The sequence below is a fragment of the Silvimonas iriomotensis genome (genome assembly GCF_014645535.1).
Classification (GTDB): domain Bacteria; phylum Pseudomonadota; class Gammaproteobacteria; order Burkholderiales; family Chitinibacteraceae; genus Silvimonas; species Silvimonas iriomotensis.
This window is the reverse complement of the sequence record NZ_BMLX01000010.1, coordinates 45763-72313: the sequence shown is the minus strand read 5'-3', so window position 1 is coordinate 72313 and position 26551 is coordinate 45763. Positions and strand designations below refer to the sequence as shown.

Below are 26551 nucleotides of genomic sequence, written 5' to 3'. Positions count from 1 at the left end.
ACATGGCAAATGCACTGATTGAAATGAAAGGCGTAGGCAAGTCGTTCCGTTCTGCCGATGGCTCGCAACGCGCGGTACTGGAAGATGTGGACTTCACCTTGCATGAGGGCGAAATCGTCGCCCTGCTGGGGCAGTCCGGTTCGGGCAAGTCCACCTTGCTGCGGCTGATGGCGGGGTTGATCTCGGCCGACAAGGGTGATGTGAACTACCGTGGCCAGCCGGTTTACGGCCCGACCCGTGGCGTATCCATGGTGTTCCAGTCGTTTGCGCTGTTCCCCTGGCTGACCGTTCAGCAAAACGTGGAACTGGGCCTGGAAGCGCGCGGTGTGGGTCTGGAAGAGCGCGAAAAGCGCGCCGAAGAAGCCATCGAGCTGATCGGCCTTTCCGGCTTTAACGGCGCTTTGCCGCGCGAATTGTCCGGCGGTATGCGCCAGCGCGTGGGTATCGCCCGGGCGCTCGTGGTCGAACCCGATATCTTGCTGATGGATGAAGCGTTCTCTGCACTGGATGTGCTTACCGGCGAGCAACTGCGCGACGACATGCTGGAGCTGTGGGAAAGCAAACAGACGCCGATGAAGGGCATTCTGGTGGTGTCGCACAATATTGAAGAAGCCGTGCTGATGGCCGACCGCGTGCTGATTTTCGCCAGCGATCCGGGCCGTGTCCGTGCTGAATTGCGGATCTCCCTGCCGCGCCCGCGCAACCCGGAAAGCGTGGAAGTGCGCAGCCTGATCGATGAGGTGTACGCCCTGATGACGGCCCGCGCCCGCGCTGGCCGCACCACCGAGGGCACGCACGAGCTGCCGCTGGCCTACCGCCTGCCGGAAGCCGACGTCAGCCGCATGGAAAGCTTGCTGGAACTGTTGTCCGAGCCGCCATTCAACGGTCGCGCCGACTTGCCGGCACTGGGCGAAGAAACCGAACTGACCGACGACGAATTGCTGCCGCTGGCCGAAGCGCTGCAACTGCTGGGCCTGGCGCAAGTGGCGCATGGCGATATCGCCATCACGCCGCTGGGTCATCGCTATGTGCAGGCCGAAAACACCATGCGCCAGGAAATCTTTGGCCAGCAATTGCTCACGCATGTGCCGCTGGCTGCGCATATCCGCCACAGCCTGGAACAAACCGAGTCGGGCGAGTTGCCGGAACAGGCTTTCCTCAAGCTCCTGCGCGAATCGCTGGACCAGGAAGAGGCCGAACGCGTGCTGCAAGTGGCGATCGAATGGGGCCGTTATGGCGAAGTCTACGAATACGGTTTCCACACCGGCCTGATTGCGCTGCCGGAGCCGGACGACGACGAAGAAGAGAAAACCGAAACCCCTGCGGAGTCTTGATTGCAACGCCCGGATTACCCCGCCGACAGCCCGCGCCTGACCGAAAACACCCGGCATGCCGTTGCATCGCGCACGTCGTGGGTCAGCGCGTGGGTCAACATTGTGTTGTCCGCCGGCCAGATCGCCATGGGGGTGTTCGCACACTCGCAAGGTTTGATCGCGGACGGTCTGCACTCCTTGTCTGACCTGATTGCCGACTTTGTGGTGCTGCTGGCCAACAAGCACAGCCACAAAGCGGCCGATGAAGATCACCAGTATGGCCACGCGCGGTTTGAAAACGCCGCCTCGCTGGCGCTGGGCGTGATTTTGCTGGTGGTTGCCGCCGGCATGCTGTGGGGTGCGGTCGGCAAGATCCAGAACCACGAAAACATTGCCCGCGTGCATGCGGCCGCGCTGTGGGTGGCGGTGATTGCCATCGTCGCCAAAGAGTCGCTGTTCCGCTACATGCTGCGGGAGGCCAAGCGGGTTAATTCATCCATGCTGATTGCCAACGCCTGGCACGCGCGCTCTGACGCGGCGTCCTCGGTGGTGGTGCTGATCGGTGTCGGCGGCAACCTGGCCGGGTTTCCGGTGCTGGACCCGCTGGCGGCGCTGATCGTCGCTTTTGTGGTCGGGCGCATGGGCTGGTCGTTCAGTTGGGATGCCTTGAATGATTTGATGGATCGGGCACTGCCGGTTGATGACGTACGCAAGATTCAGGATGCGCTGCGCTCCACGCCCGGTGTGCTGGATGTGCATGACCTGCGCACCCGCAAAATGGGCGATATGGCGCTGGTGGATGCCCACCTGGAAGTCGCGCCGCGCATCAGCGTGAGCGAAGGCCACCATGTGGCCGTGCGCGCCCGCCAGGCCGTGCTGGCGCATTTTCCGGTGCTGGACGTGCAGATTCATATCGACCCGCGCGAAACCGTGGCCTCGACCGCGCCGGATCTGCCCTCCCGCGAGCAAGTGCTTGATCTGCTGAGCAGCGCGCTGCCGGGGCTGGGCGCCGGGCAATGGGATCTGACCCTGCATTATCTGGATGGTCGCCTCAATCTGGCCTTGCAACTGGAGCCAGACGCCCCCACCGTGGATGACTTCGCCCTGCGTGCGTTTGTTTCTGCACGGCTGGCGGTGCCGGTTGATCTGTCGGTCTGGCGCCGGGAACTCCCCGCAGGCAACACGGCCGCCAGCGCTTGAAGCAGCCGGTCAGATTCTGCAAATGATCGGGCAGGATCGTATCGAAAACTCATTTTGTGCGGGTCTATGCTGAATCTCCATCCCCGGAGACATCAGCATGGCCGCATTACATATCGACGATCTGCCCGCCGCCATTCGCGCTGCCAAACGCCTGTTGCGCCAGAACCTGCCGCAATACCGCGAGGTCTTTCAGGACGTTGAAACAGAGATGCGCCGCCAGGTGGCGGACATTGTGGCTGAGCGCGCCGCCGGCCGTTCGGTGATTCCGGAACTGGCGTATGCCGATATCGCCGCTGGCACGGTAGACCCGGCCATCGTCGCGCAGATCAAGGCGCGCGGCGCCTGTGTAATCCGCCGCGTGTTCAGTCCGGAACAAGCCACCGCGTGGAACGATGATCTGGCCACCTATGTAGAGCGCAATGACTTTGAAGCGCGGCTGGCGCACCGGGCTGAAGACAAATACTTTGGTCAGCTGGCCTCTGGCAAGCCGCAGATTTTCGGCATTTACTGGTCGCAGCCACAAACGGCTGCCCGCCAGTCTGAAGCATTGACCCGCGCCCGCATCTTTCTGAATCGGCTGTGGCTCACCGAGAGCGAAGGGTGCCAGCATTTTGATCCCGATCAGGTGCCGGTCTATGCCGACCGGGTGCGGCGGCGGCCACCGGGATCAGCCTCGCTGGGTTTGTCGGCCCATTGCGACGGCGGGTCGGTAGAGCGCTGGCTGGATGAGGCGTTTCGCCAGGTTTACCGGCATGTCTTCAGCGGCGACTGGCGTCGTTACGATGCGTTTGACGCCGCCTGGCGCACCCAGGTGAATGAAATTCCGTCGCCGGCGGTGTGTTCCATGTTCCGTACCTTCCAGGGCTGGACGGCGCTGACTGCCCAGGGGCCGGGCGACGGCACATTGCAGTTGATCCCCATTGCCAACGCCATGGTCTACGTCTTGTTGCGGGCCTTGCAAGACGATGTGCCGGATGATGACCTGTGCGGCGCGCAGCCTGGCCGGGCGCTATCGCTCACCAGCCAGTGGCACAGCGTGCTGCAGCCGGCGCTATCGAGCATTCCGCTGATGCAGCCGGGCGACACCGTGTTCTGGCACAGCGACGTGATCCATGCGGTGGAAGACGAACACAAAGGCGCAGGCTGGAGCAATGTCATGTACATCGCGGCCACCCCGGGTTGCGCCAAGAACGACGCCTATCTGGCGCGGCAATTGCCGGCGTTTCTGGAAGGAAAAAGTCCGCCGGATTTCCCGGCGGACCATTTTGAGGTCGATTTCAATGGCCGCGCTACGACGGATGCGCTGACCGGCCTCGGGCGCAGGCAGATGGGCCTGGCGGGGTAAAACTCAGATTTTCAGGCGTTCCACCACCTTGCCGTTGGCAAGGTGGGATTCAACGATCTCGTTGATATCTTCTTCATCAACATAGCGATACCAGGTGCCTTCCGGGTAGACCACCAGCACCGGGCCCTCGTCACAACGATCCAGACAGCCGGCCTTGTTGATGCGCACCTTGCCCTGGCCATTGAGTTTGAGCGCCTTGACGCGGTCTTTGGCATAGGCCTGCATATTGGCCGCGCCGCAGTCGTTGCACGAGGTCTCACCCGGGCCGCGCTGGTTGGTACAGAAAAAAACGTGATATTTGAAATAGCTCATGACGTGATCCTGTGGTGAAAGACGCTTATTGCTGCGTCACCGGCGCAATATGCGCCGTCACGAAAAAGGGCAGGTCACCGACGCGGTCCGGCTGGACGGCATCAATGACACGGACATCGTTCACCTGGCATTCGACCATCAACTGGCGCACAAAATCCACCACTTGTTCGGTGTGATCCAGCGGCGCCAGCGGCCAGACAAAGCCTTCCCAGCGCTCGCCGTCTTCCAGGCCGCAGAAAGTCATGCGGATTTCGCCAGACTCATGCGCGGCCAGCGTCACCACCGGCGTGCGGCCAGCGGTGCGGATGCTGCGCAGCGCGTTGCTGGTGGCGACCTGCAGCTGGGTTTCCAGTTGCGTGGTCCGGCCTGCTTCCTGCGCGGCCAGCCAGGTTTGCGGCACGCGCGGAATGGTAAACAGCGTCACGCCCGGGGTTTGCAGTTGCTTGCCCAGTTCCTGGGCCAGCGGTACGCCCCACGCGCCAACCTGACCGCCGATCCTGACCGCAGGCGCTGCATCCTTGCGCTGGATCGCCACGCCGAACAGGTAACGGACAAACACGCCTTCATCTTTGAGCGGCACCGGCGCGTCCTGGAAAGTCACCGGCAGACCGCCGCTGGCGTATTGCAACTGATCGCGCCAGCGCGAGAGCTGGGCCGGGTTGACCTGGGCCATTTGCTCCGGGTGGGCCAGTTGCGGCGACAACCAGATGTCGGCATCTGTGGCGAAAATGTCATGTTTTTTGAGCAGCTCGCGCACGGTTTCTACGTCAGCCAGGCGCCCTGGCAGATTGGTTTGTCCCTTCACGCCGGCCACCAGAATCAGCGGAATGGCAAACGGGACTGCCCACTGTTCACTGTAAGAATCCGGCTTTTCGGTGGCCGAGCGCAGTGTGTCCCATAATATGCTGTAAGCATTTTCCGACGGTGCCTGCGTCAGCGCAGCGTTCAAAGCCGCGTGGTCATTGGCTTGTAACAACTCGCATACCAGCGCATGCAGCGATTCTCTTTTGGCCTTGACCGCGTCTGCCTCGCGTTCGGTCAACAGCGACATCAGGGCGCGGATCACCGGATTGGCGGCGTTCACGCGCGGGTACATTCTGGGGTCGGGCAGGATCATGAGGGTGTCTGGCAAAAAGTTAAAATTATACGCTCTTGTACGTAATAACTGGGGTTGCAAACGTTCAATTACAGGCCCTTGAATTGTTTGACAATCCGCGGCGATTTCGATAGATTTGAAGGCCTGTTGGGATGCAGCAGCTGCGTCTTGATAGTTTCTCCTTTGTAGATGTTGTTGGTGGACCCGGGGTTAAATGTCCCCGGGTTTTTTTTCGCCTGGAGTTTTGAAACCATGTCTGATGCCATCCTGATCGACCAGAACATGCTGGCCCAACTGGGCGCAGAAGCCGCGTCTGCACCGCGTTTGCGCAAAAACCTTAACTTCCATGAGCGCAATGAAGACCTGTGCCATCGCATGCTCAATGCTTTGCAGCCAGGTACCTATGTGCAGCCGCATTGTCACCTGGAAGCGACAAAGGAAGAGTCGATCATCGCGCTGAGCGGTCGTCTGGGTTGCCTTGTTTTTGACAACGATGGTAAGGTTGTGCGGGCCTGTGAGCTGACACCGGGTGGTCAGAATGTCGGTATCAACATCCGCCCAGGCACGTTCCACAGCCTGGTGGCACTGGAGCCCAACTCCGTGTTTTTTGAGAGTAAACAGGGCCCGTACACGCCCGTCAGCGCCGCTGAAAAAGCGCCGTGGGCACCCGCCGAAGGCGATGCGGCCTGTGCTGACTACCTTTCATTCATGCTGCAGCACTTCGCCGGCAAGGCAGCTTGAGGCCCGCGCTCCTGATCAGGCGCGTTCGGTAAAGCCGCTGGTGTTTTCAGGATCGGCCGCCTTGATATCCAGGCGGGTGACGTGCGCATTGGGTGGGCCGTGACTGGCCCAGTCGGTGAGTTCATCCACCAGTTCTTCAGTGCCTTCCACGTGGATTTCCACCGTGCCGTCGTGCCGGTTGCGCACCCAGCCGTTCACGCCCAGCCGTTTGGCTTCTATACACGTGGCAAAGCGGAACCCCACACCTTGCACGCGACCGTGCACCAGCAAGCGTTTGGCAACCATGCGCTGTTTCCTCCGGCAGGTGTACTCAGTGCAGATGCCCGCCAAACAGGCCCAGCACGCCAATCACGATCAGATAGATCGCCACGATCAGGTTCAGCAGGCGCGGCATGATCAAAATAAGAATCCCGGCGATCAACGATACCAACGGGCCCAGATAAAGCTGGATATTCATGGACTTGCTCCTTGAGTGCCGTGGATTTTTTTATAAGTGACCCGGACCGTGGCAGCAAGTGGGCTGTTGCAAAACGGTGTGGGCGCCATCACCATACTTGTAATGCAAGATACCTTGTCGTATAAAGCAACCACACAAGCGGCGTCGTTGGCCGCAGGGGGATCAACCAGCCTATGAAGACGCAACTTAAAAAGGGTGCGCTGGACATGTGTGTGCTGGCCGTGCTGGCACAAGGGGACAGTTATGCCTGGGCTATCGTGAACCAGCTTTCAACCAGCATGGAAATCAGCGACGGCACTATTTATCCGCTGATGCGACGGTTACAGGACGAAAACTGGGTATCGACCTATCTGGTCGAATCCAGCTCCGGCCCGTCGCGAAAATACTACCGCCTGACCGACACTGGCCTTGCCAGTCTGGAGGAAATGCGGCAGGAATGGGATGAATTCGTGGCTGAAGTAGATGGCGTACTGAACGGAAAACACAGCGGGGGAGCGCAGGAATGAACCAGAAAACGTTTTTGCTGCGATTGCGGGCCAGCCTTGGGCATCTGCCGCCCAAAGAGGTCGCCGAAATCGTTGGTGATTACGAGGAATTTTTCCGTGATGGTCTGGCAGAAGGGCATACCGAAGAAGAGATCGCCGCGCGCCTGGGCGATCCTGAACGCATCGCCAAAGAGTTGAATGCCCGCACGACCTTGCAGAACTGGGAAAACCGCAAATCGTTCCGGGCGTTGTGGCAAGTGGTGCTGGCCTATGCCGGTCTGGGTGCGCTCAATTTTGTGCTGGCCATTCCGTTGCTGATCTGGCTGCTGGTACTGACCGGCGGCGTGGTGTTTTCTGCCGGCGTACTGCTGGCCGGGCTGATCTGCACCATTCTGGGCGTGTCGCAATGGGCCTTTGGCTGGCCGCCGCGCCAGGAAGTCAGCGTGGAACATGAGCACAGCAAGGGTTCTGCCTCCGGGACTGCGCGGATTTCCATCAACGACAGCGGTGTCGAGATTGTAGGTAAAGACGCCAAAGCCGTGAAAAACGTGATCGAGCAGCACCAGAAGAAGGGCGATTCGGTCGAGATCACCGCCAATAAAGAGACCGGCGAAACCGAGATCAATATCAGCGGTGGCGATGGCAACGTGCATATCAGCACGCGCCACGGCAAGAAGCACGAGGCCAGTGCGGCCAACGCCGATGTTGCTGCCGCCGCGGCCGATGTCGCAGCGGCGCAGGCCGCGATGGATGCGGCCACGGACGAAGGCGAGAAAGGCCGTGCTGAAGGCCAGCTGGAAGCCGCCAAAGCCCGCCAGGAAGCCGCCGCAGCGCGTGCCACTGCCGCCGCAGTCCGCGGGGCGTCGACTGATCCGGCTTCGCAGGTCGTGACCACCGAGAACGTGCATATTGTCAAAGGCGGCGACAAGGAAGACGTCGATGCCGACGCCGACGATGGCGACAGCGAAAAGGTGGTCAAGCGCGTGCTGCACGACACCAGCGATGGCACGGAACAATTGTTGCCCATCGGCCTGTCGTTGCTGGCATTTGGCGGGATTGTGCTCTTTCTGTTGCTGGCGCTGGCCCGCTGGACGGCCCGTACGGTCAGCCGCTTTGTCCGCTATCAGCTTGATTTGCTGGGGGTGGGCAAACAGGAAGAAACCAAAGCCTGATCACTGGTCTTTTCTCAAGAAAAAGCGGCGCAATGCGCCGCTTTTGTTTCAGGTCTTCTATATACAAGCTTGTGCTCGCAGGCCGGTATTGATGCTGTTAGAATCCCGGCCTTCGCAAGGTGCTTGCCAGACAGGCAGGTGAAACAGGGAATCAGGTGCGTTGTGCCACGCTGCACAACCAGTCCTGAGCTGCCCCCGCAACGGTAAGTCGCAATGAACGCGTTCATCAGAGGCCACTGACCCCATCGGGTCGGGAAGGCGAACGTCGGAGCGACAAGCCCGGAGACCGGCCTTGCGAGATGTGCACGCAATGTGCACAAAGAGGCGGAAGGCGCGGGGTGCGTCCGGACGGGAAATCGCATGCGGCCGGCTTGCCTGAAGGGCCCGGAGCCAACGCCTGCGACATCACGTGTCTTCCACACCATCATTACCCGCCTGCGTGGGGCAGGCATCAGGAAGGCACCATGTCCAAATCCAGTTTCTGTGTGTTGCGGCTGTCGCCGCTTGTTCTGGCGATCAGCGCCGCTGTTGCCATGGCCGATAGCGCCAGCGTACAACCCACCATGGTGGTAACCGCGACCCGTATCGCCACCAACCCGGACACGCTCTCCAGCGATGTCTCTGTACTCACCGCCAGCCAGCTGGCCGCCACCGGCGCGCAAACACTGGGCGAAGCCCTGGCAAGCGTCCCGGGCGTGCAGTTCTCCCGCTCTGGCGGTCTGGGCCAGCCGGCCAGTTTGTATATCCGCGGCGCCAATGCCAGCCAGACACTGGTTCTGGTTGACGGCCTGCGCATGGGCACCGCCACCAGCGGCGGCACCAACTTTGACCTGATCCCGATCGCGGCCATTGACCATGTAGAAATCCTGCGCGGCCCGGCCTCCAGCCTGTACGGCTCTGATGCCGTCGGCGGCGTGGTGCAGATCTTCACCAAACGTGGTCAGGGCACGGCACACGTCTGGGCCAATACCGAATACGGCACCGACAGCACCTGGAGCGTCGCGACGGGCTTGTCTGCCGGGCAGGACGATACCCGCGTGGCCGTGGGTTTCAGCCACAAGGAAAGCGAAGGCTACAACCTGACCAAGCCGGCCAGCACCTTCTACTACGAGCCGGATCGCGACGGTTATCACCAGACTTCGGCCAACTTTGATATCTCGCATTTCTTTGGCGACGCCAACGAACTGGGCATTCGTGGCCTGTACGTGCAAACCGATGCGGCCTATGACGCCGGCGGCTATCCGGCCAACCCGTGGACGCGTGAAACCCAGAGCAATATCTCTGTGTACAGCCGCAACCAGATTACCCAGTCCTGGCAAAGCACGCTGACGGTGGGCATGTCGCAAGACCAGTCGCACGCTGACTCGCTGGACTACACCACGTATGAGCCCTATACCAGCCGCTTTGATACCCGCCAGAAGCAGGTGACCTGGGATAACCGTATCGACAGCGACTACGGCAAGTGGCTGCTGGCGGCGGAATACCTGAACGAAACCGTGACCAGCACGGCGCAATACGATGTCGATGGCCGTATCAACAAGGCGGCCATTGGCGGCTGGCAAGACGACTTTGGCGCCAACCATCTGCAAGCCAACCTGCGCGTGGAAGATAACTCGCAGTTCGGTCACCAGACCACTGGCAACATCGGCTACGCCTATCGCTTTGACAAGGCCTGGCAGTTCACCGCCAACGCCGGCACCAGCTTTCACGCCCCGACGTTCAACGATCTGTACTACGACTGCGGCTATGTGTGCGCCAACCCTAACCTGAAGGCAGAAAAAGGCCGTTCGTTTGATGCCGGCCTGCGCTGGGATACCAATGGCTGGAGCACCACGCTGGTGGGCTTTGAGAACCGCATCCGTGACCTGATCGTGCTTGATGCCAACAACAACTACATTCCGGAAAACCTAAACGAAGGCAAGATCGTGGGCGGCACGCTGACCACGCAAGGCAAGCTGGGTAATCTGGATGTTGCTGGCAGCCTGACCCGCCAGAACCCGTTTGACCACGATACCGGCCTGTTGCTGCCGCGCCGCGCCAAGCTGTTTGGTACCGCGTCGATCGGCCAGACCGTGGGCGTCTGGCACTGGGTGGCCGATGCGCAAGGTGCCGGCAAGCGCTATGACGACGCCGCCAACACCGACGCCAATGAAATGGGCGGCTACGTGATCTACGGCCTGGGTCTGGATTACACCGTGGCCAAAAACTGGAAAGCCGGTCTGCGCGTGAACAACGTGTTTGATCGTGCCTACGAACTGGTCAAGAACTACAACACCGAAGGTCGTGCATACTTTGTAAACCTGTCGTACGACGGCGGCGGTTTCTAAGTCATCACCACGCGGCATTGCTGGCAGCGGCCCGGTTCCCTGGCGATCAACCCGCCAGGGGCCGGGCCGTTGTTTTGCGGGTGCCAGGCTATGCTGGTGTAGTAAAGTCCGGATCGCAACCTGGTTGCTGCCATCACAACATAACGAAAACAAATCATGAAACAACTCTTTCCCCCGTTTGATATCCCGGCACTGGATGCCAGCCTGGCTGCGCGTTTGCAGCATCGCTTTGACCGCAAAACCAAACCCTTGGGCAGTCTGGGTCAGCTGGAAGCGCTGGCGGTACAACTGGGCGCGATCCAGCAACGGCTTGATCCGCAAATTACCAGCCCGGCCATGCTGGTATTTGCGGCAGACCATGGCCTGGCGCGCGCCGGGGTGAGCCCGTATCCGGCAGAAGTCACGCCGCAAATGGTGCTCAACTTCCTGGCGGGCGGTGCGGCAATCAGCGTGCTGTGCCGCAGCCATCAAATGGATCTGAAAGTGGTCAACGCCGGGGTCAACGCCGACTTCGCAGCGCACCCGCTGCTGATTGACCGGCCGGTTGCCAAAGGCACCGCCAACAGTCTGGAAGCCCCGGCCATGACGCCGGAACAGACACGTCAGGCGATCGAAACCGGTGCGCAGATCGTGCATGACCTGGCTGACGCGGGCGTGACCCTGATCGGGCTGGGCGAAATGGGGATCGGCAACACTTCGGCCGCCGCCTTGCTGATGGCGCGGCTGACGGGCGAACCGGTGTCGGCCTGTACCGGCCGCGGTACCGGGCTGGATGACGCGGGCCTGGCACGCAAGATTGCCGTGCTGGAGCAAGTGCTGGCCCGCCACGCCGACGCCCTGGACCCGCTGGATGCGCTAGCGGCGCTCGGCGGTCTGGAAATCGCCATGCTGGTGGGCGCTGTGCTCGCCGCAGCCAGCCGCCGCGTGGCCATTCTGGTCGATGGTTTTATCGTGACCTCAGCCGTACTGGTGGCCAGCAAACTGGCGCCGGGCGTGCTGGGCTACTGCATTTTCAGCCATTGCTCGGGCGAACAAGGCCACCGTTTGCTGTTGTTGCATCTGGGCGCCAGTCGGCCCTTGCTGGATCTGGGTTTGCGCCTGGGTGAGGGCAGCGGCGCAGCACTGGCCTTGCCGCTGGTGCGCTCGGCGGTAGACCTGCTTAACCAGATGGCATCGTTTGACGAGGCAGGTGTCAGTGAACGCAGCGAATAACCCGGTCCGCCATTTTCTCTGCGCGCTGGGTTATTTCACACGCATTCCGATCCCTGGCTGGGTCGGCTATCTGCCCGATGATCTGGATCGCGCCGCGCGGTATTTTCCGCTGGTGGGCGTGCTGATCGGGCTGATCGCAGCGGCGGTGTTCTGGCTGACCCACTGGCTGCTGCCACTGCGCGTAGCGCTGGTGTTAAGCATGATCGCCACCATCTGGCTGACCGGCGCGTTCCATGAAGATGGCCTGGCAGATGCGGTTGACGGCTTTGGTGGCGGCTACACGCGTGAACGCATGCTGGAGATCATGCATGACTCGCGCATTGGCAGTTTTGGCGCGATTGCCCTGATTGCCGCACTCTTGCTCAAGCTGGAAACACTGGCGGCCTTGCCGCTGGCGCAGATTGCCGTGGCGCTGATTGCGGCGCATGGTTTCAGCCGGCTGGTGGCGGTGAGCTTGCTGGCTTCGCTTGATTACGTGCGGCCAGCGGGCAAGGCCAAACCGGTCGCAACCCGGCTGGCCGGCGGTGGTTTGCTGCTGGCCCTGGTATTCGGGCTGGCGCCCCTGGCGTTGTTGCCGCCGTTGTGGATTGGCGCCGCGCTGGTGGCTGGCCTGCTGGTGCGCTTTGGCGTGGCGGCTTATCTGCGCAAAACGCTGGGCGGTTATACCGGCGATACGCTGGGCATGACGCAGCAACTGGCTGAACTGGCGTGCTATCTGGTGTGGTGCGCATGCGCCTTGCATTGATTCGCCATATGCCGGTGCAAGACGCCACCGGCCTGTGCTACGGCCGGCTCGATCTACCCTTGGCGCAATCGCCGGCTGCGCATGACATTGAAGCGTTGCAGGCCCGCCTGCCAGCCGGAGCACCGGTGTACAGCAGCCCGCTGGCCCGTTGCTGGCAAGTGGCGCAGCAACTGGCCCCGGCAGCGGTGGCCGATGCGCGCTTGCAGGAACTGGATTTCGGCCAGTGGGAAGGGCGCGCCTGGCAAGACATTGGCCCCGCCGCGCTGGATGACTGGATTGCCAGCGGCTATGCCGCAACGCACGGCGGTGAAAGCCTTGCCGCCCTGCAGGCGCGGGTGTGGCAATGGGCCGATGAGCTGGCAGCAAGCCATGTCGAGACCGCCATCGTTGTCACCCACGCTGGCGTGATCCGGGCGCTTTGGTCGCGCATGCTGCCGTGGGATCAGTGCCTGCAACGACCAGTGCCGCACGGCGAAATCCTGTGGATCACCTGGCCGCAGGCTGCACCAGTCGCACCTTGAAAACCGGATATTTGATGACAACTACATTGCTGTTGGGCGGGGCCCGTTCCGGCAAAAGCAGTCTGGCTGAACAGATGGCGCAGGCGTCCGGGCAGCCGGTGACGGTTCTTGTGACTGCCACGGCATCTGACCCGGAAATGGCCGCGCGCATTGCGCATCACCAGCAGCAGCGCCCGGCGCACTGGCAGACGGTAGAAGCGTGCGCGCATCTGGCGGACGCCATCGGCCAGTATTGCGTTGCGGGTCAGACAGTGGTGGTGGACTGTCTCACGCTGTGGTTATCGCAGACATTGTTTACTGCAGATGCGCAATGGGCCGAGGCCGTCACCCCGGTCTTGCCGGCGGCATGGCAGTCGGCACGTCGCCATTTGCTCGATACGGTGGCGCAGGTCAGCGGCACGCTGTTGCTGATCAGCAATGAAGTGGGGCTGGGGGTTGTGCCGCTAGGGGCGGGCACCCGCGTGTTTGTGGATGAAGCCGGTCGTTTGCATCAGGCGCTGGCCGGTGTGTGCGACAACGTGGTCTGGGTGGCGGCCGGGTTGCCGCTGGCCATGAAAGGTCAGATCCCCGCGCGCTGACGCAATCAAGACAAAAGGCCGCTTGCGCGGCCTTTTGGGGCTGACCGGTCAGAGAGGAGGGCCGACCGGCCGGGTTGCCTGTGACGAACCGCCGTACCGGGTCAAGGCACGACGATCCAGGCTGCATTTCCCGGTCTGTTAACCGGGTGTGTGCGCTGTCAGGGTGCTCACCGTGTGGTCGCCGGCGTGTGCACCGACCGTAAACCGGGTCAGGCCGTCTGCGAGTTGCGCAGCACCGACTACCCCGGCCAGGGTAACGACAACAAAAGTGATATTGGCGAGCTTGTCCATGATGTGTTCTCCGATGCAGTCACTGCTTTTTTGTGTCACTTGTGCTTGTGACATCCATGGACGTCATCATATTCACTGACTCATGCCGGATAAATATCTAAAACGTAGATTGATTGTTTCCTGATAGTTGATAATGATCAAGGTGCGGTGGGTAGTTTGCAGTGCCGGTGCGGCTTGCCGGCATAAGGGAGGGATATGGATACGCTGATGAGCATGAAAGTGTTTTGCCAGGTGGCCTCGCTGGGCAGTTTCGTTGCCGCGTCCGAGCGCACGGGCATGTCGACCGCCATGGTCAGCAAACACATCAAACATCTGGAAACGCGCCTTGGCGTGCGTTTGCTCAACCGCACCACGCGCAGCCTGAGCCTGACCGGCCCGGGCGCCATGTATTTTGAGCGGTGCCAGCATGCCATCAGTGATCTGGAAGACGCCGAATCACTGCTCAGCCAGAGCGCCGTCAACCCGCGCGGTACGCTCAAGATCAGCGCGCCGGCAGTGTTCAGCGTGAACTACCTGGCGCCGGTGCTGGCGGATTACTACGCGCGCTATCCGCACATGCGTGTCGATCTGGATCTGTCTGATCGCGTGATTGATCTGGTGGAAGAGGGCTTTGACATGGCGGTGCGTATTTCAGCCTCGCCGCACCCTTCGCTGGTGGCGCGGCGGCTGGCGCAGATCAACCTCTTGTTTGTGGCGTCCCCGGCGTATCTGGCCAAACACGGCGCCCCGCGCGATGCCTCGGAACTGGTCGACCATCAATGCATTACCTACACCTACACCAATAATGGCGCGGCCTGGGTGTTTGACGGGCCGGATGGCAAGTTCTCGGTGAGTATCAATCCGCGCTTGCGGGTCAACAATGGTGAAATGGCGGTGCGTGCGGCGTTGCAGGGGCTGGGGATCACCGTGCAGCCGACCATTCTGATTCAGGAACATATCCACGCCGGCCGGCTGGTGCCGATTTTGCTGGATTACCCGCGCCCGCCGGTGTCCGTCTATGCGGTGTACCCCAGCCGCACGTTTATCTCGGCCAAGCTGCGGACGTTCATTGATGTGCTGGTCGAGCACTTTGGCGAGACGCCGCCGTGGGAAGATGAATCGCTCAAGGCGTATATCAAATCCAAAATCCGCCCCAAGTCGCTGGCGGCGGAAACGCGCTGATCCATTCATCCAGCATGCATGCAGCAAAAATGGCCAGCCGGGTTACCCGCTGGCCATTGTGTTAACCGGGTGCGCTTACTTGCCCAGTTCCTGCAACTGGCCGCGAATTTCCCCGCCCGGGTTGGCGGCGGTATGAATGTTGAAATACATCTGGCCGCCTTGCAGTTCTTTGGCCTGTTCATCCGTCAGGGTGGCGCTGCCTTCAATCGGGCTGACAAGGGCGCCTTTGAGTGGCACCACGGGCGGCGCATTCACGCCCACGGCGGCCGGGCCGTGAAAATGCGCGGCGGTCGCCGGGCCGGTCAGACCGCTGTAGTTGACGGTGTAGTTCATGACTTTGCTGTCGGTGTCGTATTCAACCTGGACGATGCCGGTGCCATCACTTTCTTTGGGCGGCACTTCACTGGCCGCATTGAGTGTGGCGCTGTAAGTCATTTTGGCGGCCATGACTACAGATGCGTTCAACGCAAGTGCAGCGGCCAGAGCAAACAGGGCGGGGCGCATAAAAAGTCTCCTGGTCAATGCAAAGTCGGGCAAGCCGGATCGGGCTCAGGTCTGTTGCCTGTGGCCTTAGCATAGCCCGCTTTTTCAGCCTGCCAACCCGGCGAACCGGCCCTGGGTCTGTCGGGCGGCAGATGACTCAGATAGCCTGCCGGCCCACCAGCGTGCTCGACAGGAAATACCGCTGCGTCAGCGCAAAGCCGGCCAGCACCGGGATGACCGATACCGTGATGGCCGCCATCAGCAAACTGGTTGAAGTCGAAAACTCGCCGGTCAGATCGTGGAAGATCCCCACGGCCAGCGGCACTTTATCCTGACTGTTCAGAATGACCTGCGGCCACAGATAATCATTCCAGGCGGCCACAAAGGTCAGCGTGGCCAGCGCCCCGGCCATGGGCAAGGCCAGCGGCAGGGCAATGCGCCACAGCACTTGCCATTCACTGGCGCCATCAACCCGGGCAGCGTCCAGCGTCTCTCTGGGCAGGTCGGTAAACGCCTGCCGCATCATGAACGCGCCCAGCGCGCTGGCGATATTGGGCACGATGGTGCCGGTCCAGGTGTCCAGCAAACCCAGATGAATGCAGGTCAGAAAGTTGGGAATGATCATGGTTTCTGTCGGCAGCATCATGGTCAGGATGATCAAGCCGAACAAGGCCTGGCGGCCGGGGAAATCAATCAGGGCCAGCGCATAGCCGCACGGCACTGCCAGCAGCAGCACGCCCAGCGTTGTGAGCGAGGCAATCAGCAAGGAATTGCGCAAATAAACCAGCAACTCAATTTCATGGAACACGCGGATCAACCACCCCAGTCCCGGCTTGTGCGGGATGAACGCCTGCGGAAACACCCACATGTAACTGGTGTCGGTTGAGAGCGCCACCGACGCTGCCCACACAAACGGGAACAGTGCGAACACGGTAAACAGGGCGATACCGGCGTGGCGGCCGCCCACCATCAGCCATGTGACTGGACGCAAGGAATGGCGCTGGTTCATGCTTCACCCCCGTGGCGCAGGCGGCCCTGGTCGCCCAGTAACCTGAACTGGAAAACGGCCAGCAACAGGCAGATGACGGTGATGATCAATCCCGCCGCCGCCGCGTAACCAAACTGGTGGCCATAGAAGGCGGCATTCCATACATACAAGAGGGCCGTCGTGGTGTGGGCGCTGCCGCGGGTAAGGTAAAGCGGCTCTTGCATGGCCTTGAGGGCGTAAATGGTCGCCAGCAAGGTGCACAGCAAAATCACCGGTTGCAGCGCGGGCAGCGTGACATGCCGCAGGCGTTCCAGCCGGTTGGCGCCATCCAGAATGGCGGCCTCGTGCTGCTCACGCGGCACGCTTTGCAGGCCGGCCAGATACAGCACCATGTAAAACCCCAGATTTTTCCAGAAGGCAAACAGGATCACCGGGTACAGCGCCAGGTTCTCCCGGCTGAACCACAGCGGCGGGTCCTGCGGCGAAACAAGGCCAAGGGTGGCCAGGAAACTGTTGACAAGGCCATCTGCTGCAAACGCCTGCCGCCACACCACGGCGGCAATCGACATGGCAATGATCACCGGCACATAGCACAACGCCCGGATCAGCCCCACCGCCGGAAACGGCCGATGCAGCAACAAGGCCAGTCCCAGCCCGGCGATCTGCAGCATGGGCACCAGCACCAGGAAGATCAGCGAGTTTTTCAGCGCCGGGCCGAACTCACGCTCCGGCCAGGTCAGCATGACGAAATTGGCAAAGCCGTTCCACTGGGTGTGGCCGGTCTGCAGAAAATAATCGTGCAAGGCCAGCCAGGCGTTGTAGCCCAGTGGCCAGAGCGTGAACACCGCAAACACCGCGCAGAACGGTGCGACAAACAGCCAGCCCGTTGCGGGCCGAACGCCGGGTAGTGCCATACCGCCATCCTCAGTGTGCTGCGGCCAGTCTGATGCTGGCGCGTCGATGAGGCATCTTATGTGATTTGGCGTGCGGGGCTGTTTGCCGGGCTTGCCGTGTTGCCAGGAGCGTGGAGGCAGGGGTGGGGGTGTTGGGGCATGCTGTACAGATGGTGTGGTGGCCTGACCCGCACTTTTGGCATTGCCGTGATGGCGGCAATGCGGCGGGCAGGGCGGCCGGAACGTGCCGACTTCAACCCGCAAATGCCCGTGAAATGGTGGGACACCCACCACAGCAACAGCTTCAACCACAGTGTAAAAGGCGCCACAGACGCCATTCACAAACAAAATGAGACCCCGCCACGGGTCCTGGTATCCGGAAACGAAACATGCGCCCCAAGGCCAGATCGATCGCCGTTTTTGCTGTCTGCTTGTGCTTGCTGGGCGTTGTGGCCTGGCAGGTATGGGACTGGCTGCCGCCCCCGCTACCGGCGGCAAGTACCGTCGCGGCCAGTACGCCCAAGGCCCACCAGTACGTCCGCACGCCGTTTATTGACGATTGGGATCAAGCCCCGCTGACCGACATGAACGCGCATGCCGCGTTGAACCCCGGCGTGGCGTTTCTGGAAGGGCCGACGCACCGGCGCCTGGTGGCGCTGACGTTTGACGATGGCCCCAGCCCGTATACCCCGGCCTTGCTGGATGTCCTCAAGAAGTATCACGTTCATGCGACGTTTTTCTGGATTGGCAAACACGTGCAGGAATACGACACGGTTGCCCGCCGGGCGTTGGCTGAAGGGCATACGCTGGGCAATCACACCTTTACTCATCCGGATATGTCCGGCACCTCAAGTGATTTCTGGTGGGATGAGCAGATTGGCCTGACCCAGGATATTTTCCAGCGGGTGATCGGCAAGCGCCCCGTGCTGTTCCGTCCGCCCTACGGCAAGATTGATGATGCCCAGATCAAGGAGCTGAACCAGCATGGCCTCAAGACCATTCTGTGGTCGATTGACACCCAGGACTGGAACAAGAACCGCTGGTTGTTTGGCAGCCACCACATCGAACGGTGGATTCAGCAATATATTCATGAGGAAGCCATCATATTGATGCATGATGGCGGTGGTCACCGTGATCAGACGGTGGCTGCAGTGGATGCCGTGATTCCCTGGTTGCAAAAGGCGGGTTATCAGTTTGTGACGGTGGATCAGTTGCTGGGCATCAAAGAGGTGTATCAGTAAGCGCTCTTTTACAAAACAGGGTTGGAGAACACTGTGTCTGAATCAGGTTTTGCCCGTACGCCATTGCCACCGTATTACGCGGTGATGTTTACCTCGCAGCGTAACGACCAGGACCCGCAAGGGTATGCCGCCACCGCCGATCGCATGCTGGAACTGGCGCAGCAACAACCCGGCTATCTGGGGGTGGAAAGCGTGCGTGATGCCAGCGGGTTCGGGATCACCATCTCTTACTGGGAAAGCCAGGAAGCCATTGCCCGCTGGCGCGCGCATGGTGAGCACCGCGTGGCGCAAGAACACGGCAAGCGTGACTGGTACGAGCACTTTGAGGCGCGCGTTGCGGTGGTAGAGCGCGCCTGGGGCAAACGCCAGGGCTAACCCTCAGGCGGCGGGGTGTTGCCGCAGGGCGCGGCCCAGTTGCAGGGTTTCCAGAAGCGCGTCGATCAGCGGGGCGGCTTCGTCTTTCAGGCTGAAGCTGTCCGGCATGAACAGCCAGTTGTTCAAAAGGCCGCACAATGCCCCGATCAGCAAGCGGTCGGCGCGGCCGACATCCAGATCCGGCGGCAACTGACCGCGCTCGATGGCCTGGCGCAGCAGCGTACAGCGACGTTGCGTGCCGTTAAGCATGGCTTCGCGCCGGCGTTCCAGCACGGCTTGCAGGTCTTCGGTGTACTCGCACTTGTTCATGAGTACATCAAGGCCGCGCCGCTGGCGCTCGTCCGTGTCGGTATCGGCCAGGGTTTTGATCAATGCCTCGCGCAACTGGGCCAGCGGCTCGCTGAAATGACCGGTTTCGTCCGGTTCCAGCGCTTGTTCCAGCGGCAGGCAGATGCGGTCTGCCATGGCATTGAACAGATCGGCCTTGTTCTCGAAATGCCAGTAAATGGCACCACGGGTCAAGCCGGCAGCGTCCGCGATATCCGCCAGCGAGGTGCGCGAGACCCCCTTGGCGCTGAATACGCGTTCGGCGGTATCGAGTAAATGTTCGCGGGTTTCTGCCGCTTCTTCTTTGGTTTTGCGCGCCATGCTGAACCTTGTGCAAAAGTGGTGGTCAGTGGTCTTTTTCGGGATCGGATGCGAATGAAATGATTCGCATTGAAATTATCAAGTGTTGTACACTTTACCGGACAATTAATTTGCGCTTTATACATACATTCGCGAATGTATGTATGTTACGATTTACTCAAGATTTCAGCAAACCGTCCTGCCTGGGCGGTTTCAGGACCCCCTGAGAATGTCTTGCCGGGGTCGGGCATATTGTATTCAGGATGAGCTGCAAGGACTGAACCGCAGCCGTAGCAAAGACTACGACGCGGATTGACCACGCTGCAGAGCACCTCTGAATCAGTTTTGCCCGGGCCGGTAAAGCCGTGCTCAGGGGGACAAGTGCATGGCAGCTTGATTGTTACTGACTGCCGGCGCCTGGTCCGTCTTCTGTCTTTTCTTCAAAACACTATTCCATGTTGCGGGGGCACTCATGCGTGCAAACACGAACCGGTTTCCTTTACGTCTAACGACTCTGGCCGCGCTGGCGGCCATGTCGGTCCTTACTGCATGCGGCGACAAGCCCGCAGCCGGCGCCGGTGGCGCAGGTCAAGCGCCAGAAGTCGGCGTGGTGACCATCGCCGCCCAGAACCTGCCGCTGTCGGTTGAGCTGCCGGGCCGCGTCAATCCGGTCCGCGTGGCCGAAGTGCGCGCCCGTGCCGCCGGCATCGTACTCAAGCAAACCTTTGTTGAAGGCAGCGATGTCAAGGCCGGCCAGGTGCTGTTCCGCATTGATCCGGCCCCGCTGCAAGCCACCTACGACAGCGCCACTGCTGCCGTGGCCAAGGCCGATGCCACGCTGGCACAAAACAAGCTGCAAGAGTCGCGCTACCGTGAACTGGCGCCGGTTCAGGCCGTCAGCAAGCAAGATTACGACAACGCCCAGATCGCCGTGAAACAGGCCGAAGCCGATCTGGCTTCTGCCAAGGCCGCGCAGCAAACTGCCCGCCTGAATCTGGGTTACACCACTGTCACCTCCCCGATCTCCGGCCGCGTGGGCAAGGCGCAAGTGACTGAAGGCGCGCTGGTGGGGCAGGGTGATGCCACCTTGATGGCCACCGTGACGCAGACTGATCCGATCTACGTCGACGTGACGCAGTCCAGCACTGAAGTCTTGCGCCTGCGCCGTTCGCTGCAAGCAGGCAAGGTCAAGGGCGTCGATGGCGCCGTGCCGGTCAAGCTGACGCTGGAAGATGGTTCTTCGTATCCGCAAACCGGCAAGCTGCTGTTCTCTGATATCACCGTTGACCAGACCACCGGCATGGTGACGCTGCGCGCCGAGTTCCCCAACCCGAACCACGATCTGCTGCCCGGCATGTATGTGCGTGCGCATCTGTCGCAAGCCGTGCAGGACAACGCGCTGACCGTGCCGCAAATGGGCGTGCAGCGTACTTCCAGTGGTGATGCAACCGTCATGGTTGTGAACCAGGAAGGCAAGGTCGAAGTACGTCCGGTGGTGGCAGATACCGCCATTGGCAATGTCTGGGTGGTGACCAAGGGTCTGGCCGCCGGCGACAAGGTGATCGTCTCCGGCCTGCAAAAGATCAAGCCCGGTGTGGCAGTCAAGACCGTCGACGCGAACGCTTCTGCGCCCGCTGCTGCCAAGTAACGGGGGAGATACCTCATGGCTCGTTTTTTTATTGATCGCCCGATTTTTGCCTGGGTGATTGCCATTGTCATCATGCTGGCCGGCTTGTTGTCGATCCGCACGCTGGCCGTGTCGCAATATCCGCCGATTGCCCCGCCTTCGGTGGCCATTACCGCAACCTACCCGGGTGCGTCGGCCAAGACCGTGGAAGACACGGTAACCCAGGTCATCGAACAACAGATGAACGGGATCGACAACCTGGAATACATGGCGTCCACCAGTGATTCCTCGGGTGCGGTATCCATCACGCTGACCTTCAAGAACGGTACCAACCCGGACATCGCCCAGGTGCAGGTACAGAACAAGCTGCAACTGGCCACCCCGCTGTTGCCGCAAGAAGTGCAGCAGCAGGGTATTCGCGTTGCCAAGGCCACCAAGAACTTCATGATGGTGCTGGGCTTTGTGTCTACCGACGGTAGCATGACGCGTAATGACCTTGGCGATTACCTCAACGCCAACGTCAAAGACCCGATCAGCCGTGTGGAAGGTGTGGGTGATGTGACCGTGTTCGGTTCGCAATACGCCATGCGCATTTGGCTGAATCCGGACAAGCTCGCCAGCTTCCAGCTGACGGTGCTGGATGTCTCCAACGCCATCTCTGCCCAGAACGTGCAGGTGTCGGCTGGTCAATTGGGCGGCGCTCCGTCCGTGCCGGGGCAGCAGCTGAACGCCACCATCACTGCGCAGACCCGTCTGCAGACCGCAGATGAGTTCGGCAACATTTTGCTGAAGGTAAACACCGATGGTTCGCAAGTGCGCCTGCGTGACGTGGCCCGCATGGAACTGGGTGGTGAAGACTATTCCATCCTGACCCGTTACAACGGCAAGCCGGCTTCTGGCCTGGCGATCAAGCTGGCGACCGGTGCCAACGCGCTGCAAACCGCCGATGCCGTGCGCGCCAAAGTGGATGACCTGCAAAAGTATTTCCCGCAGTCGCTCAAGGTGGTTTACCCGTACGACACCACACCGTTCGTGAAGATCTCGATCGAAGAAGTGGTGAAGACGCTGGTTGAAGCCATCGTGCTGGTGTTCCTGGTGATGTACCTGTTCCTGCAGAACTTCCGCGCCACGCTGATCCCGACGATCGCCGTGCCGGTGGTGCTGCTGGGTACGTTTGGGGTGCTGGCTGCCGCCGGGTTCTCTATCAACACGCTGACCATGTTCGGTATGGTGCTGGCCATCGGCTTGCTGGTGGACGATGCGATCGTGGTGGTGGAAAACGTTGAGCGGGTGATGAGCGAGGAAGGTCTCTCGCCCAAGGAAGCCACGCGTAAATCCATGGGCCAGATCACCGGCGCGCTGGTGGGTATTGCCCTGGTGCTGTCCGCGGTGTTCGTGCCGATGGCGTTCTTTGGTGGTTCTACCGGTGCGATTTATCGCCAGTTCTCCATCACCATTGTGTCGTCCATGGTGTTGTCGGTACTGGTGGCGTTGATTCTGACGCCGGCGCTGTGCGCGACCATTCTCAAGCCCATCGAAAAAGGCCATCACGCGGTCGATACCGGTTTCTTTGGCTGGTTCAACCGCAAGTTTGACGCGGGCAACCTCAAGTACCAGTCTACCGTGCGCCGCATTCTGGGCCGCTCGGGCCGCTTCCTGGCGATCTATCTCGTCATCATCGGCGTGATGGTGTTCCTGATGATGCGTCTGCCGACCTCGTTCTTGCCGGATGAAGACCAGGGCATTCTGTTCACGCAAGTGCAGTTGCCGGTGGGCGCCACGCAAGAACAAGCGCTCAAGACGATCGAGAAAATGGAGCACCATTTCCTCGTCGACGAAAAAGACAATGTCGAGTCGGTGTTCTCGGTGGCGGGCTTCAGTTTTGCCGGGCGCGGTCAGAACATGGGTCTTGCCTTTGTCCGCCTGAAAGACTGGAAAGAACGCACTACGGCGCAGCAAAAAGTCGGGGCCATTGCTGGTCGGGCCATGGGTGCATTTGCGCAGTTCAAGGAAGCCGTGGCGTTTGCTTTTGCGCCGCCGGCGGTGCTGGAACTGGGTAACGCCACCGGTTTTGACTTGCAATTGCAAGATCGCGGCAACGTGGGCCACGCCAAGCTGATGGAAGCGCGCAACATGCTGTTGGGCATGGCGGCCAAGAGCACGGATGTGGTGGCAGTCCGCCCGAACGGTATGGATGACACGCCGCAGTACAAGGTGGAAGTGGACAAGGAAAAAGCGTCCGCGCTGGGCTTGTCGCTGTCGGACATCAACAAGACGCTGTCGACCGCTTGGGGTTCGAGCTATGTGAACGACTTTATCGACAAGGGCCGGGTGAAGAAGGTGTACGTGCAGGCTGACGCACCGTATCGCATGCTGCCGTCCGATATCGATAACTGGTACGTCCGCAACGCCAAGGGTCAGATGGTGCCGTTCTCTGCCTTTGCCTCTGCGCACTGGGAATACGGTTCGCCCAAGCTGGAACGCTACAACGGTGTGTCGTCTGTAGAACTGCTGGGTTCGCCGGCACCGGGCAAGTCGACGGGTCAGGCCATGAAGGCCATGGAAGACATGATCGCCAAGCTGCCTCCGGGCATTGGTTACGAGTGGACTGGTTTGTCGTACGAAGAAAAACGTTCCGGTTCGCAAGCGCCGGCGCTGTACGCGATCTCTATCCTGGTGGTGTTCCTGTGTCTGGCCGCGCTGTATGAAAGCTGGTCGATCCCGTTCTCGGTCATGCTGGTGGTGCCGCTGGGTGTGGTGGGTGCGCTGCTGGCTGCAACCGGGCGTGGTCTCTCCAACGACGTGTATTTCCAGGTGGGCCTGTTGACTACCATCGGTCTGTCGGCCAAGAACGCGATTCTGATCGTGGAATTTGCCAAGGAACTGCATGAGAACGGCATGAGCCTCGTGGATGCCACGCTGGAAGCCATCCGCATGCGCTTGCGCCCGATCCTGATGACGTCGATTGCGTTCATTCTGGGCGTGCTGCCGCTGGTGATCGCCAACGGTGCGGGTTCCGGCAGCCAGAACGCCATCGGTACCGGCGTGGCTGGCGGTATGGTTACCGCGACCGTCCTGGCCATCTTCTTCGTGCCGATCTTCTTTGTGGTGGTGCACAAGGTGTTCAAGGTCAAGGACCGCGCACCGTTGCACCCCAACAGCAGCCTGCATGGCCCGAGCCACGCGCCTGCCGAGGAAAACAACAATGGTTAAGCAATCCAAGAACCTGATGCTGGCAACGGCGGTGGCCGTTGCCCTCTCGGCGTGCTCTCTGGCGCCGACTTATCAGCGCCCGGCCGCGCCGGTTGGCGGCGCGTTCCCCAGCGGTGGCGACTACGGCACCGCCAGTGCCCCGGCCGCCGCCGGCGACAAGCAAACCCTGGCGGCCGACATTGGCTGGCGCAATTTCTTTGCCGATGCCCGCCTGCAAAAGCTGATTGAACTGGCGCTGAAGAACAACCGCGATTACCGCGTGGCCGCGCTGCAGGTAGAAAAAGCCCGCGCCCAGTACCAGATCGCCCGTGCTGATCTGTTCCCGAGCGTCAACGCCGCAGCCAGCGGCAACCGTGCGCACACGCCGGCTGATCTTTCCAGCACCGGCACGCAAGTGACCGGTGGCTCGTACTCGGCCAATCTGGGCTTCACGTCTTATGAGCTTGATCTGTTTGGTCGCGTGCAAAGCCTGAAGAACGAAGCGCTGGAAACCTACTTTGCGACGGCAGAAGCGCAACGGGCATCGCAGATCTCGCTGGTCGCGGAAGTGGCCAGCCAGTATCTGACGTTCCAGGCCGCTGACGAGCAGTTCAAGCTCTCGCAAGACACGCTGTCGTCTTACCAGCACACGCTGGACCTGACGCAAAAGCGCTTTGATGTCGGCGCATCGTCGGCCATTGAACTGGCTGCTGCACGCACCCAGGTGAACACCGCGCAGGCCTCGGCCGCCGCCGCAGCCCTGCAACGGGCGCAGGCAGAAAACGCGCTGGTGTTGCTGGTAGGCGAGCCGCTGCCGGCTGATCTGCCTGCCGCGCAGGAACTGGGCGCTGCAAACCTGCTGACCGATATGCCGGCCGGCGTGCCCAGCGACTTGCTGGAACGTCGCCCGGATATCTTGCAGGCCGAGCACACGCTCAAGGCAGCCAACGCTGATATCGGCGCGGCCCGCGCGAACTTCTTCCCGCGGATCACGCTGACCGGCAGCTATGGCACCTCCAGCGCGGAATTGTCCAACCTGTTCAAGTCAGGCCAGACCGCATGGAGCTTTGCGCCGTCGATCACGCTGCCGATCTTTGATGCCGGCCGCAATATCGCCAATCTGGATGTCAGCAAGACCAGCGAGAAAATCGCCGTCGCGCAGTATGAGAAATCCATCCAGTCCGCCTTCCGCGAAGTCTCGGACGCGCTGGCCGCACGTAACTTGCTGGATCAGCAGATCACCGCCCAGCAAGCCCTGGTGCAATCGGAAAGCGACCGGTACGAACTCTCGCGCCTGCGCTTTTTGAAAGGCGTGGATAGCTACCTGGCTGCCCTGGACGCCCAGCGTTCGCTGTTCACCGCTGAGCAAAACCTGATCACGCTGCGCCTGTCGCGCCTCAATAACCTCGTGACCCTGTACAAGGTACTGGGTGGCGGCTGGGTTGAGTCGACCGGCACGGCCCCGGCACAACCGGGCGAGAGTGCAAAGGGTTAAGTGCCCACGGTATCAAGTCAGTAAAAAAGCCCCGCCAGAATCTGGCGGGGCTTTTGTTTTGGCGGGCGTTCCGGCTCAGTTTGTTACGCTGACGGGCTTGCCGGCCTTCCAGTCCTGCAGTGCCTTGATGGTGTTGGCAACGTGCTTGTCCGGGTTCATGGCCTGGTAGGAGTAAATGATCTTGCCATCCGGAGTGATCACGTAAGAGATCCGGTCGGCGTAGCTGGTTTTGAAGGCCAGCACGGCGTCGTAGGACTTCATGATTTTCTGGTCAGCGTCGCTGGCCACCGGAAACTTGCTGCGGCATTCAGAGACAGAGAACTTGTTCAGCGTGTCGATCTTGTCTGCCGATACGCCAATCACCGTGGCGCCCAGCGATTTGTACTGGTCGACCGCGTCGGCAAAGTCGTGCGCTTCGATCGTGCAACCTGTGGTGAAGGCGGCAGGGTAGAAGTACAGCACCACGGGGCCTTTCTTGAGGGCGTCCGCCAGGCTGTAGCTGTAAACCTTGCCGCCCAGCGAGGCCTGCGTGGTAAAGTCCGGCGCGTTGGCGCCATTGGGCAGGGCGGCAAACGCCGCTGCGGGCAGTAGTGCGGTTGCACAAAGAAGGGCCAGGCGTTGTTCAAGTTGTTTCATGCATGCTCCTGTGTTGCACAATGCGGTGTTGAGGGCTA

General features: G+C 60.9%; 27 protein-coding genes and 1 riboswitch. Of the genes, 17 read left to right on the top strand and 10 right to left on the bottom strand.

The genetic code is table 11. The features are described from left to right. Positions 1 to 2 precede the first annotated feature (2 nt). The 3 genes from IEX57_RS20910 (at position 3) to IEX57_RS20900 (ending at position 3858) form a co-directional block, all read left to right on the top strand. The gene (locus tag IEX57_RS20910) at positions 3 to 1334 is read left to right on the top strand and encodes an ABC transporter ATP-binding protein (protein WP_188707229.1); all 1332 of its coding nucleotides are present in this window, start codon (positions 3 to 5) and stop codon (positions 1332 to 1334) included. Beyond that, positions 1335 to 2513, top strand: coding sequence for a cation diffusion facilitator family transporter (locus IEX57_RS20905; RefSeq protein ID WP_229709171.1), 1179 nt, complete (start codon positions 1335 to 1337; stop codon positions 2511 to 2513). A gap of 97 nt (positions 2514 to 2610) precedes the next feature. Then, positions 2611 to 3858 (top strand): DUF1479 domain-containing protein, encoded by a 1248-nt coding sequence (locus IEX57_RS20900; RefSeq protein ID WP_188707227.1) that lies wholly within the window; start codon positions 2611 to 2613, stop codon positions 3856 to 3858. Between the two features lie 3 nt (positions 3859 to 3861). On the opposite strand, the gene IEX57_RS20895 is transcribed toward IEX57_RS20900, so the two are convergent. Then, positions 3862 to 4170 (bottom strand): (2Fe-2S) ferredoxin domain-containing protein, encoded by a 309-nt coding sequence (locus tag IEX57_RS20895; RefSeq protein WP_188707225.1) that lies wholly within the window; start codon positions 4168 to 4170, stop codon positions 3862 to 3864. Between the two features lie 25 nt (positions 4171 to 4195). Beyond that, positions 4196 to 5287: a hypothetical protein gene (locus IEX57_RS20890; protein WP_188707223.1), complete on the bottom strand. Its 1092-nt coding sequence runs from the start codon at positions 5285 to 5287 to the stop codon at positions 4196 to 4198. 231 nt (positions 5288 to 5518) lie between these two features. Here IEX57_RS20890 and IEX57_RS20885 point away from each other — a divergent pair, with 231 nt between their 5' ends. Further along, complete coding sequence (locus IEX57_RS20885) at positions 5519 to 6007, top strand: WbuC family cupin fold metalloprotein (protein WP_188707221.1); 489 nt, start codon at positions 5519 to 5521, stop codon at positions 6005 to 6007. Between the two features lie 15 nt (positions 6008 to 6022). On the opposite strand, the gene IEX57_RS20880 is transcribed toward IEX57_RS20885, so the two are convergent. Further along, a complete protein-coding gene (locus IEX57_RS20880) occupies positions 6023 to 6292 on the bottom strand; it encodes an acylphosphatase (RefSeq protein ID WP_188707219.1) in 270 nt (89 codons plus the stop codon). A gap of 25 nt (positions 6293 to 6317) precedes the next feature. Next, positions 6318 to 6464 carry a DUF3096 domain-containing protein gene (locus IEX57_RS20875; RefSeq protein WP_188707217.1) on the bottom strand — a complete coding sequence of 49 codons (147 nt, stop codon included), beginning with the start codon at positions 6462 to 6464 and terminating at the stop codon, positions 6318 to 6320. A gap of 173 nt (positions 6465 to 6637) precedes the next feature. On the opposite strand from IEX57_RS20875, the gene IEX57_RS20870 reads away from it, so the two are divergent. The 7 genes from IEX57_RS20870 (at position 6638) to cobU (ending at position 13504) form a co-directional block, all read left to right on the top strand. Next, positions 6638 to 6970 carry a PadR family transcriptional regulator gene (locus tag IEX57_RS20870; RefSeq protein ID WP_188707215.1) on the top strand — a complete coding sequence of 111 codons (333 nt, stop codon included), beginning with the start codon at positions 6638 to 6640 and terminating at the stop codon, positions 6968 to 6970. Beyond that, positions 6967 to 8121, top strand: a complete 1155-nt coding sequence (locus tag IEX57_RS20865) for a DUF1700 domain-containing protein (protein WP_188707212.1) — start codon at positions 6967 to 6969, stop codon at positions 8119 to 8121. Before IEX57_RS20870 ends, IEX57_RS20865 begins: the two co-directional genes overlap by 4 nt. Positions 8122 to 8221: 100 nt before the next feature. Continuing rightward, positions 8222 to 8430, top strand: a riboswitch (cobalamin riboswitch). A 155-nt stretch (positions 8431 to 8585) separates the two neighbouring features. Next, positions 8586 to 10448 carry a TonB-dependent receptor domain-containing protein gene (locus IEX57_RS20860; RefSeq protein WP_188707210.1) on the top strand — a complete coding sequence of 621 codons (1863 nt, stop codon included), beginning with the start codon at positions 8586 to 8588 and terminating at the stop codon, positions 10446 to 10448. A gap of 156 nt (positions 10449 to 10604) precedes the next feature. Continuing rightward, positions 10605 to 11660 carry a nicotinate-nucleotide--dimethylbenzimidazole phosphoribosyltransferase gene (cobT, locus tag IEX57_RS20855; protein ID WP_188707208.1) on the top strand — a complete coding sequence of 352 codons (1056 nt, stop codon included), beginning with the start codon at positions 10605 to 10607 and terminating at the stop codon, positions 11658 to 11660. After that, on the top strand, positions 11644 to 12405 hold the full coding sequence (locus tag IEX57_RS20850; RefSeq protein WP_188707206.1) for an adenosylcobinamide-GDP ribazoletransferase: 762 nt from the start codon (positions 11644 to 11646) through the stop codon (positions 12403 to 12405). The genes cobT and IEX57_RS20850 overlap by 17 nt, the downstream gene beginning before the upstream one ends. Beyond that, entirely contained in the window at positions 12390 to 12926 is a 537-nt protein-coding gene (locus IEX57_RS20845) for a histidine phosphatase family protein (protein WP_188707204.1), read from the top strand. The genes IEX57_RS20850 and IEX57_RS20845 overlap by 16 nt, the downstream gene beginning before the upstream one ends. A 14-nt stretch (positions 12927 to 12940) precedes the next feature. Further along, complete coding sequence (gene cobU, locus IEX57_RS20840; protein WP_188707202.1) at positions 12941 to 13504, top strand: bifunctional adenosylcobinamide kinase/adenosylcobinamide-phosphate guanylyltransferase; 564 nt, start codon at positions 12941 to 12943, stop codon at positions 13502 to 13504. Positions 13505 to 13642: 138 nt separating this feature from the next. On the opposite strand, the gene IEX57_RS20835 is transcribed toward cobU, so the two are convergent. After that, the gene (locus tag IEX57_RS20835; RefSeq protein ID WP_188707200.1) at positions 13643 to 13795 is read right to left on the bottom strand and encodes a hypothetical protein; all 153 of its coding nucleotides are present in this window, start codon (positions 13793 to 13795) and stop codon (positions 13643 to 13645) included. Positions 13796 to 13990: 195 nt separating this feature from the next. On the opposite strand from IEX57_RS20835, the gene IEX57_RS20830 reads away from it, so the two are divergent. Next, positions 13991 to 14956, top strand: coding sequence for a LysR family transcriptional regulator (locus IEX57_RS20830; protein ID WP_188707198.1), 966 nt, complete (start codon positions 13991 to 13993; stop codon positions 14954 to 14956). Positions 14957 to 15031: 75 nt separating this feature from the next. On the opposite strand, the gene IEX57_RS20825 is transcribed toward IEX57_RS20830, so the two are convergent. The 3 genes from IEX57_RS20825 to IEX57_RS20815 all read right to left on the bottom strand — a co-directional run bounded on the left by IEX57_RS20825 (position 15032) and on the right by IEX57_RS20815 (position 17341). Continuing rightward, a complete protein-coding gene (locus IEX57_RS20825) occupies positions 15032 to 15460 on the bottom strand; it encodes a CHRD domain-containing protein (RefSeq protein ID WP_188707196.1) in 429 nt (142 codons plus the stop codon). A gap of 136 nt (positions 15461 to 15596) precedes the next feature. Further along, positions 15597 to 16448, bottom strand: coding sequence for a carbohydrate ABC transporter permease (locus IEX57_RS20820; RefSeq protein WP_229709170.1), 852 nt, complete (start codon positions 16446 to 16448; stop codon positions 15597 to 15599). Further along, entirely contained in the window at positions 16445 to 17341 is an 897-nt protein-coding gene (locus IEX57_RS20815) for a carbohydrate ABC transporter permease (RefSeq protein ID WP_188707194.1), read from the bottom strand. The genes IEX57_RS20820 and IEX57_RS20815 overlap by 4 nt, the downstream gene beginning before the upstream one ends. 368 nt (positions 17342 to 17709) lie before the next feature. Between IEX57_RS20815 and IEX57_RS20810 the strand changes: the two genes are divergently transcribed. Together IEX57_RS20810 and IEX57_RS20805 are read left to right on the top strand one after the other, a co-directional pair. After that, positions 17710 to 18561 (top strand): polysaccharide deacetylase family protein, encoded by an 852-nt coding sequence (locus IEX57_RS20810; RefSeq protein ID WP_188707192.1) that lies wholly within the window; start codon positions 17710 to 17712, stop codon positions 18559 to 18561. Positions 18562 to 18594: 33 nt separating this feature from the next. Then, positions 18595 to 18936, top strand: a complete 342-nt coding sequence (locus IEX57_RS20805) for an antibiotic biosynthesis monooxygenase family protein (RefSeq protein ID WP_229709169.1) — start codon at positions 18595 to 18597, stop codon at positions 18934 to 18936. A gap of 3 nt (positions 18937 to 18939) precedes the next feature. Here IEX57_RS20805 and IEX57_RS20800 read toward each other — a convergent pair whose 3' ends face one another. Beyond that, entirely contained in the window at positions 18940 to 19584 is a 645-nt protein-coding gene (locus IEX57_RS20800) for a TetR family transcriptional regulator (RefSeq protein WP_188707190.1), read from the bottom strand. Between the two features lie 451 nt (positions 19585 to 20035). On the opposite strand from IEX57_RS20800, the gene IEX57_RS20795 reads away from it, so the two are divergent. The 3 genes from IEX57_RS20795 to IEX57_RS20785 are packed head-to-tail and all read left to right on the top strand — an operon-like array spanning position 20036 to position 25877. Next, positions 20036 to 21211 carry an efflux RND transporter periplasmic adaptor subunit gene (locus tag IEX57_RS20795; protein ID WP_188707187.1) on the top strand — a complete coding sequence of 392 codons (1176 nt, stop codon included), beginning with the start codon at positions 20036 to 20038 and terminating at the stop codon, positions 21209 to 21211. Between the two features lie 15 nt (positions 21212 to 21226). After that, positions 21227 to 24403 carry an efflux RND transporter permease subunit gene (locus tag IEX57_RS20790; protein ID WP_188707185.1) on the top strand — a complete coding sequence of 1059 codons (3177 nt, stop codon included), beginning with the start codon at positions 21227 to 21229 and terminating at the stop codon, positions 24401 to 24403. Further along, positions 24396 to 25877: an efflux transporter outer membrane subunit gene (locus IEX57_RS20785; RefSeq protein ID WP_229709167.1), complete on the top strand. Its 1482-nt coding sequence runs from the start codon at positions 24396 to 24398 to the stop codon at positions 25875 to 25877. Before IEX57_RS20790 ends, IEX57_RS20785 begins: the two co-directional genes overlap by 8 nt. A 75-nt stretch (positions 25878 to 25952) precedes the next feature. On the opposite strand, the gene IEX57_RS20780 is transcribed toward IEX57_RS20785, so the two are convergent. After that, on the bottom strand, positions 25953 to 26513 hold the full coding sequence (locus IEX57_RS20780) for a peroxiredoxin (RefSeq protein WP_188707183.1): 561 nt from the start codon (positions 26511 to 26513) through the stop codon (positions 25953 to 25955). Between the last annotated feature and the right edge of the window lie 38 nt (positions 26514 to 26551).

Excerpts from the sequence above, each read along its gene's own strand:
- IEX57_RS20910 (WP_188707229.1), top strand. The coding sequence starts at position 3 with ATGGCAAATGCACTGATTGAAATGAAAGGCGTAGGCAAGTCGTTCCGT.
- IEX57_RS20900 (WP_188707227.1), top strand. The coding sequence starts at position 2,611 with ATGGCCGCATTACATATCGACGATCTGCCCGCCGCCATTCGCGCTGCC.
- IEX57_RS20895 (WP_188707225.1), bottom strand. The coding sequence starts at position 4,170 with ATGAGCTATTTCAAATATCACGTTTTTTTCTGTACCAACCAGCGCGGC.
- IEX57_RS20890 (WP_188707223.1), bottom strand. The coding sequence starts at position 5,287 with ATGATCCTGCCCGACCCCAGAATGTACCCGCGCGTGAACGCCGCCAAT.
- IEX57_RS20885 (WP_188707221.1), top strand. The coding sequence starts at position 5,519 with ATGTCTGATGCCATCCTGATCGACCAGAACATGCTGGCCCAACTGGGC.
- IEX57_RS20880 (WP_188707219.1), bottom strand. The coding sequence starts at position 6,292 with ATGGTTGCCAAACGCTTGCTGGTGCACGGTCGCGTGCAAGGTGTGGGG.
- IEX57_RS20875 (WP_188707217.1), bottom strand. The coding sequence starts at position 6,464 with ATGAATATCCAGCTTTATCTGGGCCCGTTGGTATCGTTGATCGCCGGG.
- IEX57_RS20870 (WP_188707215.1), top strand. The coding sequence starts at position 6,638 with ATGAAGACGCAACTTAAAAAGGGTGCGCTGGACATGTGTGTGCTGGCC.
- IEX57_RS20865 (WP_188707212.1), top strand. The coding sequence starts at position 6,967 with ATGAACCAGAAAACGTTTTTGCTGCGATTGCGGGCCAGCCTTGGGCAT.
- IEX57_RS20860 (WP_188707210.1), top strand. The coding sequence starts at position 8,586 with ATGTCCAAATCCAGTTTCTGTGTGTTGCGGCTGTCGCCGCTTGTTCTG.
- cobT (WP_188707208.1), top strand. The coding sequence starts at position 10,605 with ATGAAACAACTCTTTCCCCCGTTTGATATCCCGGCACTGGATGCCAGC.
- IEX57_RS20845 (WP_188707204.1), top strand. The coding sequence starts at position 12,390 with ATGCGCCTTGCATTGATTCGCCATATGCCGGTGCAAGACGCCACCGGC.
- cobU (WP_188707202.1), top strand. The coding sequence starts at position 12,941 with ATGACAACTACATTGCTGTTGGGCGGGGCCCGTTCCGGCAAAAGCAGT.
- IEX57_RS20835 (WP_188707200.1), bottom strand. The coding sequence starts at position 13,795 with ATGGACAAGCTCGCCAATATCACTTTTGTTGTCGTTACCCTGGCCGGG.
- IEX57_RS20830 (WP_188707198.1), top strand. The coding sequence starts at position 13,991 with ATGGATACGCTGATGAGCATGAAAGTGTTTTGCCAGGTGGCCTCGCTG.
- IEX57_RS20825 (WP_188707196.1), bottom strand. The coding sequence starts at position 15,460 with ATGCGCCCCGCCCTGTTTGCTCTGGCCGCTGCACTTGCGTTGAACGCA.
- IEX57_RS20820 (WP_229709170.1), bottom strand. The coding sequence starts at position 16,448 with ATGAACCAGCGCCATTCCTTGCGTCCAGTCACATGGCTGATGGTGGGC.
- IEX57_RS20815 (WP_188707194.1), bottom strand. The coding sequence starts at position 17,341 with ATGGCACTACCCGGCGTTCGGCCCGCAACGGGCTGGCTGTTTGTCGCA.
- IEX57_RS20810 (WP_188707192.1), top strand. The coding sequence starts at position 17,710 with ATGCGCCCCAAGGCCAGATCGATCGCCGTTTTTGCTGTCTGCTTGTGC.
- IEX57_RS20800 (WP_188707190.1), bottom strand. The coding sequence starts at position 19,584 with ATGGCGCGCAAAACCAAAGAAGAAGCGGCAGAAACCCGCGAACATTTA.
- IEX57_RS20795 (WP_188707187.1), top strand. The coding sequence starts at position 20,036 with ATGCGTGCAAACACGAACCGGTTTCCTTTACGTCTAACGACTCTGGCC.
- IEX57_RS20790 (WP_188707185.1), top strand. The coding sequence starts at position 21,227 with ATGGCTCGTTTTTTTATTGATCGCCCGATTTTTGCCTGGGTGATTGCC.
- IEX57_RS20785 (WP_229709167.1), top strand. The coding sequence starts at position 24,396 with ATGGTTAAGCAATCCAAGAACCTGATGCTGGCAACGGCGGTGGCCGTT.
- IEX57_RS20780 (WP_188707183.1), bottom strand. The coding sequence starts at position 26,513 with ATGAAACAACTTGAACAACGCCTGGCCCTTCTTTGTGCAACCGCACTA.